Origin of the sequence: Burkholderia sp. Se-20378 (assembly GCF_017104665.1) — a bacterium.
GTDB lineage: Bacteria > Pseudomonadota > Gammaproteobacteria > Burkholderiales > Burkholderiaceae > Burkholderia > Burkholderia lata.
In genome coordinates this window covers 1-7,870 of record NZ_JAAGPG010000395.1, presented here as the reverse complement: position 1 = coordinate 7,870, position 7,870 = coordinate 1, and the positions used below count along the sequence as shown (strand labels likewise).

7 protein-coding genes are annotated in these 7,870 nt (G+C 67.6%); 4 read left to right on the top strand and 3 right to left on the bottom strand.

Annotated features, from left to right (window positions below; translation table 11 throughout):
• The 4 genes from G3N93_RS29200 to G3N93_RS29185 all read left to right on the top strand — a co-directional run.
• Window positions 1-423 (top strand): class I SAM-dependent methyltransferase (locus G3N93_RS29200; protein ID WP_206134518.1); only part of this gene is annotated, 423 nt, incomplete at its 5' end.
• 154 nt (window positions 424-577) lie between these two features.
• Window positions 578-2,014, top strand: coding sequence for an alkaline phosphatase (locus G3N93_RS29195; protein WP_174939393.1), 1,437 nt, complete (start codon window positions 578-580; stop codon window positions 2,012-2,014).
• A gap of 32 nt (window positions 2,015-2,046) precedes the next feature.
• Window positions 2,047-3,438, top strand: a complete 1,392-nt coding sequence (locus G3N93_RS29190; RefSeq protein ID WP_174939858.1) for an alkaline phosphatase — start codon at window positions 2,047-2,049, stop codon at window positions 3,436-3,438.
• 33 nt (window positions 3,439-3,471) lie between these two features.
• Window positions 3,472-4,206: a hypothetical protein gene (locus G3N93_RS29185; protein WP_206134517.1), complete on the top strand. Its 735-nt coding sequence runs from the start codon at window positions 3,472-3,474 to the stop codon at window positions 4,204-4,206.
• Window positions 4,207-4,327: 121 nt separating this feature from the next.
• On the opposite strand, the gene G3N93_RS29180 is transcribed toward G3N93_RS29185, so the two are convergent.
• The 3 genes from G3N93_RS29180 to G3N93_RS29170 form a co-directional block, all read right to left on the bottom strand.
• Window positions 4,328-5,467, bottom strand: coding sequence for an acyltransferase (locus G3N93_RS29180; protein ID WP_206134516.1), 1,140 nt, complete (start codon window positions 5,465-5,467; stop codon window positions 4,328-4,330).
• On the bottom strand, window positions 5,464-6,273 hold the full coding sequence (gene blaOXA, locus G3N93_RS29175) for an OXA-1043 family class D beta-lactamase (protein WP_206134515.1): 810 nt from the start codon (window positions 6,271-6,273) through the stop codon (window positions 5,464-5,466). The genes G3N93_RS29180 and blaOXA overlap by 4 nt, the downstream gene beginning before the upstream one ends.
• A gap of 326 nt (window positions 6,274-6,599) precedes the next feature.
• The gene (locus G3N93_RS29170) at window positions 6,600-7,751 is read right to left on the bottom strand and encodes a porin (RefSeq protein ID WP_174939383.1); all 1,152 of its coding nucleotides are present in this window, start codon (window positions 7,749-7,751) and stop codon (window positions 6,600-6,602) included.
• Window positions 7,752-7,870 lie beyond the last annotated feature (119 nt).

The window sequence follows — 7,870 nt, the reverse complement described above, 5'->3', positions numbered from 1 at the left end:
GGCGCGATCACCGCGGCGTTGCTCGAACGCGGTGTCGCGCCCCGGCGCCTCGTCGTGGTCGAGCGTTCGCCGGCGTTCGTCCAGCATCTGCGGCGACGCTTTCCGGGCATCTCGATCGTGTCGGGCGACGCACGGCAGCTCGAGCGGCTGCTGCCGCCCGAGGCCCGCGTCGACGCGATCGTGTCGTGCCTGCCGCTGCGCACGCTGCCGCGGCAGGATGTGGCGGCGATCGTCGACCAGTGCCATCGCGTGCTGTCGGCCGACGGCGTGATGATTCAGTTCACGTACGATCTGCGGCCGCCCGGCCGTCATCCGCTCGGCGATTCGGCATTTGTTGCCTGCGGCAGCCGGATCGTCTGGGCAAACATACCGCCTGCGCGGATCGTGACCGTGCGCAGCGTCACCGCCGAACACACCGAATGATGCCGCTGTGTGCGGTGCGCCCGGTCGTGGCGCCTCGCTTTCTCCTTTCGTAATCCCTTCTAATCCTTCCAATTACCATTCATATTGCCGTCACATCAGGTTCCTACCATCGCCTTTCATTTCGAAAGCATCAATGGCGGGGGGAACCGGCAACATGAATCGAATCAAACTGGCGGCGCTGCTGTGCGCGGGCGCCTTTGCACTTGCCGGATGCGGCAGCGACGACGGCCCGACCAGCACGGCGCCCGGCCCCATGAAGCCGCTGGCCGCGCGCAACGTGATCTTCTTCCTCGGCGACGGCATGGGGATCACGACGCTGACGGCCGCGCGCATCTTCGCGGTTGGTGAAGACGGCGCGCTCACGATCGATACGCTGCCGGAAACCGCGTTCGTGAAGACCTATTCCAACGATGCGCAGGTGACGGACAGCGCACCGTCGATGTCGGCGTACATGACCGGCGTCAAGACCAACAACGAAGTGATTTCGATGTCGCCCGACACGAAGGCGATCGAGCCGACCGCGAGCCTCACTGGCAACTGCGGCGCGAACAACGGCAAATCGGCAACGACGCTGCTCGAGATCGCGAAGGCGCAGGGGCTGGCCACCGGTGTCGTGACGACCACGCGTGTCACGCACGCCACGCCTGCGGCAACGTATGCACACGTGTGCCATCGCGACGCAGAGAACGACATCGCCGCGCAACTCGTGCCGGGCGGCGCGGGCTACAACGGTGCGCTGGGCGACGGTGTCGACGTCGTGCTCGGCGGCGGCACGCAATTCTTCGTGCCGAAGGACGGCGGCGGCAAGCGCACCGACGGGCGCAACCTGGTCAACGAGCTGAAGGCGAAGGGCTATGCGTTCGCGCAGAACCGCGACGATCTGCTGGCCGCCGACGCGACCAAGGGCGGCAAGCTGGTCGGCCTGTTCTCGTCGAGCCACATGAGCTACGACCTCGATCGCGGCGCGACCAAGGAGCCGAGCCTCACCGACATGGCGACGCGCGCGCTCGACGTGCTGCAGAAGAACCCGGCCGGCTATTTCCTGATGGTCGAAGGCGGCCGGATCGACCACGCGCTGCACGACACCAATGCGAAGCGCGCGCTGCAGGACACGGTCGCGTTCGACAACGCGATCAAGGCCACGATCGACAAGGTGCGCAAGACCGATCCCGACCTGAAGAACACGCTGATCGTCGTCACGGCCGACCACGATCACACGCTGGTGCTGAATGGCTATGCGGCGCGCACCGGCAAGACCGAGGCGGGCAAGCCCGGCGTGCTGGGCGTGCTGCGCAGCTACCAGACGGGCGCGGTCGCGAAGGACGCGGACGGCGCGCCGTACACGATCATCGGCTTCGGCAACGGCGAGAACCGTGTGCAGGGCAGCCGCGCGGGCACGGCACTCACCGACGCGGTGACGGGCGCCGACGACTATCGTCAGGAGGCGGTCGTGCGCATGGACAAGGGCAACGAGACGCACGGCGGCACCGATGTGTTCCTCGGTGCGATCGGCCGCGGCGCGGATGCGTTCCACGGCGTGATCGAGAACAACAAGGTCTTCGAGCTGGTGCGCAACGCGGTGCAGCTGTGAGCGCCGACCATACGGGTACAGGGGAATACAGGATGTCGACCATCAAGTGCATCGCGGCGGCGCTGGCCGTCGCGGGTTTCGCATGCGGCGCGGCGCAGGCCGCCGGCCAGGCGAAGAACGTGATTTTCTTTCTCGGCGACGGCATGGGGCCGACGACCGTGACGGCGAGCCGGATCTACAAGGTCGGTGAGTCGGGACAACTGACGATGGAGAAGCTGGCCCGCACCGCGCGCGTCAAGACCTTCTCGAACGACGCGCAGACGACCGACAGCGCGCCGTCGATGGCCGCGTACATGACCGGCGTGAAGATGAACAACGAAGTGCTGTCGATGTCGTCGGACACGCGCGCGGTCGCGCCGGGCAACGACGCGAACGGCAACAAGACCGTCAACAACTGCGCGCCGGGCAACGGCCAGCCGGTCGCAACGCTGCTGGAGCTGGCGAAGGCGCGCGGCAAGGCGGTGGGGGCGATCACGACGACCGAGCTCACGCACGCGACGCCTGCCGCGACCTATTCGCACATCTGCCATCGCGATGCGCAGTACGACATCGCCGCGCAGGCCGCACCGGGCGGCGCAGGCTACAACGCGGCGCTCGGCGACGGCGTCGACGTGCTGATGGGCGGCGGCCGCAACCACTGGACGCCGTTCGATCCGGCGGCCAACAAGCGCGGGCGCGCGGACGGCCGCAACCTGCTCAACGAGATGAAGGCGAAGGGCTACACGGTCGTCGCGACCAGGGATCAACTCGCGCAGGCCGGCAACGGCAAGCTGGTTGGCCTGTTCAGCTCGACGAGCCATCTCGAGTACGAACTCGATCGCGTCGCGGGCAAGGGCGAAGGGCCGACGCAGCCGAGCCTTGCCGAAATGACGTCGAAGGCGATCGACGTGTTGTCGAAGAATTCGAACGGCTATTTCCTGATGGTCGAAGGCGGCCGGATCGATCACGCGCTGCACGGCACCAATGCGAAACGCGCGCTGGAGGACACGGCGGCGTTCGACGAAGCGATCCGCGTCGCGCTGTCGAAGGTCGACCTGTCGAACACGCTGATCGTCGTGACGGCCGACCACGACCACACGATGACGATCAACGGCTATTCGAAGCGCGGCAATCCGATTCTCGACATCAGCCGAAACTATCGCGACGGCCAGCCGAGCAAGGACGCCGACGGCAACACCTACACGACGCTGGTGTTCGGCAACGGCGCGAACCGGCCGAACGTGCGCGCGTCGGTCGATTCGGCCACCGCGACGAACGAGGCGTATCTGCAGGAAGTCGGCGTGCGGATGGGGAGCGCGGGCTCGGAGACGCACGGCGGCGGCGACGTGATGCTGTTCGCCGACGGTGCGGATGCGAAGGCGTTCAAGGGCACGATCGACAACACGAAGGTGTTCGGTCTCGTGCGCTCGGCGTTCGGCTTCTGAATCCGTTGACTGCATGAGGAACGGGAACGCCCGATGAAACGTCAGCTTCTCTGCGCGCTCGCTTGCGGGTGGGTTGCGCTGCCGGCCCTTGCAGCGGCCGATCTCGACGCCGTGCTGCTGCACGAGAGCCGCACGGTGTCGGCCGACGGCGTGACGCGCACGACGATGTATCGCGAACGGATGGTGCGGCGCGACGGGCACGTGTGGGTCGAACGCGTGCTGCCCGTCGCGGCGGCAGGTGGGCACGGCGACGATCACGACCATGACCACGACGCGGGCGCTCGCACTGGCGTGCAGCCGGCAGCCGCCCACGCGGGCCACAAGCACTTCAACTTCCAGGCGGCCGCGCGGCACGTGACGTCCGACGGCAAGACGACGCGCATCGAGTATGTGGATGTGGCGAACCGGACGGTCGTCAGCGTGCCGCCGGCCGAGTACGAAACCACGGGCTTCGACGGCTCGTGGGACAACGCGTACTACGTCACGCCGCCGTCGCAGTTGAAGCGGCTCGCAGTGGCGAAGCGCGGCGACACGCCCGGCACCCGCTGGTACGAGCAGGCGGTCGACACACCCGGTGCGCGCGGTGTGAACCGGATCCTGTGGAACGAGAAGCTGCAGGCGCCGCTGTCGGTCGAATACCGGAGTGCCGACGGCCGCGTCGTGCGCAAGCTGACGTTGACACCGGCGCCGGCCGCGCGGCGCGAGACGTTGCCGTGGCAGACGCTCGCCAGCTATACGCGCAAGGAATACGCGGACTATCTCGACTGATCGACGATTTTCACCGTCTGTACGCGGGGCTTGCGGTCAGGCCGGCCGGTATCGTCGAGCGATACGGCCGGGCCCTGGCCGATTTTTTTGCGGCTGACCGGCAGCCATTGCCGATGGCACGCTAGAAGCGCGCGCCGTCCGGCACGCGCGACGAAGGCCGCGACGCGATCCGCTTGATGTAACGGTCGAGCGGTGTCGCATAGCCGCGTGCGATCGCTGCGCTCAGCGCCGCCGACAACGCCAGATACGCCATCAGCAACAGCAGCTTCGTGTCGCCATGCGTGGCCGACGGCGGCCAGAACGTGCGCAGTCCGCCGAGCACGATCAAGTGGAACAGGTACAGTTCGTAGCTCAGCTTGCCGGCACGGCCCAGCGGCGCGAGCAGGCGGCCGTGCGCGCGCTCGCCGTTGACGTGCGCGCCGATCAGCAGCGCGGCCGTGCCGAGCGCCATCGCGGTGACGCCTGCGACATGGCTTTCCGCAATCGGCCAGGCCAGATAGAGCACGGCCATCGCCGCCACGACGAGCCACTGCACGAGCGGCGCGGCCAGCCGCTGCCCGTTCACGCGCTCGGCCAGCAGCGCGGTGCAGCAGCCGATTGCAATCCCGTCGAACGACGCGAAGTACGCGTAGAGGAACCCGCCTTCGTCGCCGGCGTGCGTGAAGCGGTACACGGGCCCGATCGCGGCGATGATCACCCAGAACGCGACCAGTCGCGCATCGCGGCGCAGTGCGATGCACAGCAGCGGGAACGACAGGTAGAACACCTCTTCGACCGACAGCGACCACAGCACGCCGAGCGCGTAGTTGACCCAGCCGTACGCGCCGATCAGCACGTTCATCCAGAACGTCAGCGACGCGAGATTCACGAGCCAGAACGACACCGCGATGCCCTCCGGCGCATGGTTCTGGAAGATCGGCACGCCGGCCGCCGCGAGGCCGTTGACGAGCGCGAGCAGCAGGAGCAGGCACGGGATGATGCGTGCGATACGCGACACGTAGAACGCGCGCACGTCGACCGCGCCGAGGCTGCCCCAGCGGCGCCGCGCATTCGACGTGATCAGGTAGCCGGAGATCACGAAGAACATCGTCACGCCGTAGTTGCCGTTGCGCACCACCGCATGCACCGCATCCCAGCCGAATACGCGGGCGAGCGCCGTGTCGCGCAGCGAGTAGGGGATGTTGAAGTGATGCAGCAGGACAAGCACGATCGACACGCCGCGCAGCAGGTCGATCCGCGCGTTGCGCGGCCCGGTGCTCATTGCGGCCTGCCCGGTTCGGCGAGGGCAGGCAGCGCCTCCAGGAACGTATCGCGTGCGCGCAGGCCGGCGTTCGGCGTCTGCCGCTGGTCGTCCTGCATCAGGTACGCGAACACGAGCTTGCGCGGCCCCTTGGCCGCCCAGCCGACGAACCAGCCGTAGGCGTGCGACGCATCGTACTTGCGCCCCGGCGACCCGGTGCCCGTCTTGCCGTGCACGACCCAGCCGCCGGGCTGCGTGTCGATCAGCGTGATGCGCTCGGTCATGTCGAACGCGTGCGCGCTGACGGGCAGCGTCCGGTTCGCGATCTTGCGCAGGAAGCCGACCTGTTCGAGCGGCGAGATGCGCAGCGACGCGTTGACCCATGCGCCCATCACGCCGTTCAGTTCACCCTGCTGGCTGGTCACGTCCGCGTTGCCGTAGCCGAACGCGTTCGTGTACCGCTGGAAGCGCGCTTGCCCGAGCGCCTGCGTGACCTGCTGCGAGTACCAGAACACCGACAGCTTCATCCAGCGCGCCGGGTCGGTCGGCTCGCGCCACGGCGCGCCGCCCCAGTCGGGGTAGCCGGCGTGGAAATCGAGCGTCGGTGTGTGCGCATCTTTCAGGACGCCCGCATCGAAGCCCATCAGGCTGATGGCGACCTTGAACGTCGACGCCGGCGTCACGCGGGTCGCGCAGTCGCCTTGCTGCACGAGCACCTGGCCGGTGGCGGCGTCGGCGACGACGGTGCAGATCGGGCGGGCATCGGACGTCGCGGCGGCCAGCAGGCCGGCGGCGAAGGTGAACAGCGCGCGGCGCCAGTGCTTCAAGTGACACTCCTCGGGGATGGGCGGCAGGCGCGCGGTGCGGGCGGAAGGCGGCAGGCCGTGCGCAATGGGGGCGACGGCAGGCATCGAGGATCGTGCGGATGGCGGCCGTTGCGGAGGCCCACAGTGTATCGGCGGATGGTCGTTCGTTGACCTGTCACGGTTGACGGGGCAATCGCGCGCGTTTTATCCGTTTCGCGAGTATCGGTCGCTCACGCGTGGCGGCGTGCATGAAAAAGCCCGCCGGCAGGCTTGCGCCTGCGGGCGGGCAAAGACACCTCGGGCAGACCCGCGCGGGTGTCGCGTGAAGAACGGAGAACCGGGTTGCGTCAGAACTTGTGGCGCAGCGCGACGCGCACGGCCACCTGGTTCGACGTCGACGACGGTGCGTCGGTGCCGGGGATGAACGCGTTGTCGAGGATCGAGTTCGTCTTGTCGCCGGCGATGTGCTGGTACGCGGCCTGCACGTACACGTCGGTGCGCTTCGACAGGTTGTAGTCGGCCATCAGCCCGACCGAGTGGATCTTCGGCTTCGCGTCGCCGGTCGATGCGTCGTACTTCTCGAGCGACAGCACGTACTGCGCGCCAACCATGAACGCCGGCGTGATCTGGTACGAACCGTTCACCTCGAAGTTCTGGTACTTGATCGCGCTGACCGTCGCGCCCGGGGCGATGATCGCGCCCGGCGTGCCGAGGTAGCCGTTGCCGGTCGGGTTCTTGTAGTTCGAGTTCGTGTACGCGAAGCCGACCGTTGCCGGGCCGAACGTGTAGTTGATGCCGGCGCCGAACACGCGCATGCGCTCGGCGATGTAGCTCGCGTCGTTGGCGGTGATCGCGCCGGCCGAGCCGTCGCCCGGGTGGTTCGCCTGCAGGTACGCGGCGCCGATCAGCAGGCCGTTGTTCTGGTACTGCGCGCCGAAGCTGTACGCGCGGTTGTCCGAGAAGTTCGTGCTGTTGCTGAAGCTGTAGGCGCCGCCGAACTGGAAGCCGCCGAAGTTCGGGCTCGCGTACTTCACCGTGTTGTCGAGGCGGAACGAGTTGTCGGTGTTGTCGTTGTCGAACGGGTGCGCGAGCAGGTAGCCGCCCCAGTTGCCGTTGGCCGTGGTCGGCGCGAGATAGTCGACGACGGAGTCGTACTGGCGGCCGAACGTCAGCGTGCCGTACTGCGTCTGGCTCAGGCCGACGTAGGCCTGGCGGCCGAACATGCGGCCGCCCTGGTTGAGCCGGCCACTGTTCACGTCGAAGCCGTTTTCGAGCTGGAAGATCGCCTTCATGCCGCCGCCGAGATCCTCGCTGCCCTTCAGGCCCCAGCGGCTGCCCTGCGCGTAGCCGCTCGCCATTTCGTAGACGTGGCCGGTGCCGACGTTGTTCGTGTAGTTCAGGCCTTCGTCGATCACGCCGTACAGTGTGACGCTGCTTTGCGCGAACACGGGGGCTGCGAAGGTTGCCGTTACGGCGAGCGCCGTCAGGGTCTTTTTCATTGAGATCTCCGGGATATCCAGCTTGTATCGGTTGTCGTGAGCGCGTCCGGCGAGGCGCGCCCCGTCATCCGGGGCGACCCGGTGCAGCGCGTGCGGCGCCGGGTCGCGCAAGGCGCGGC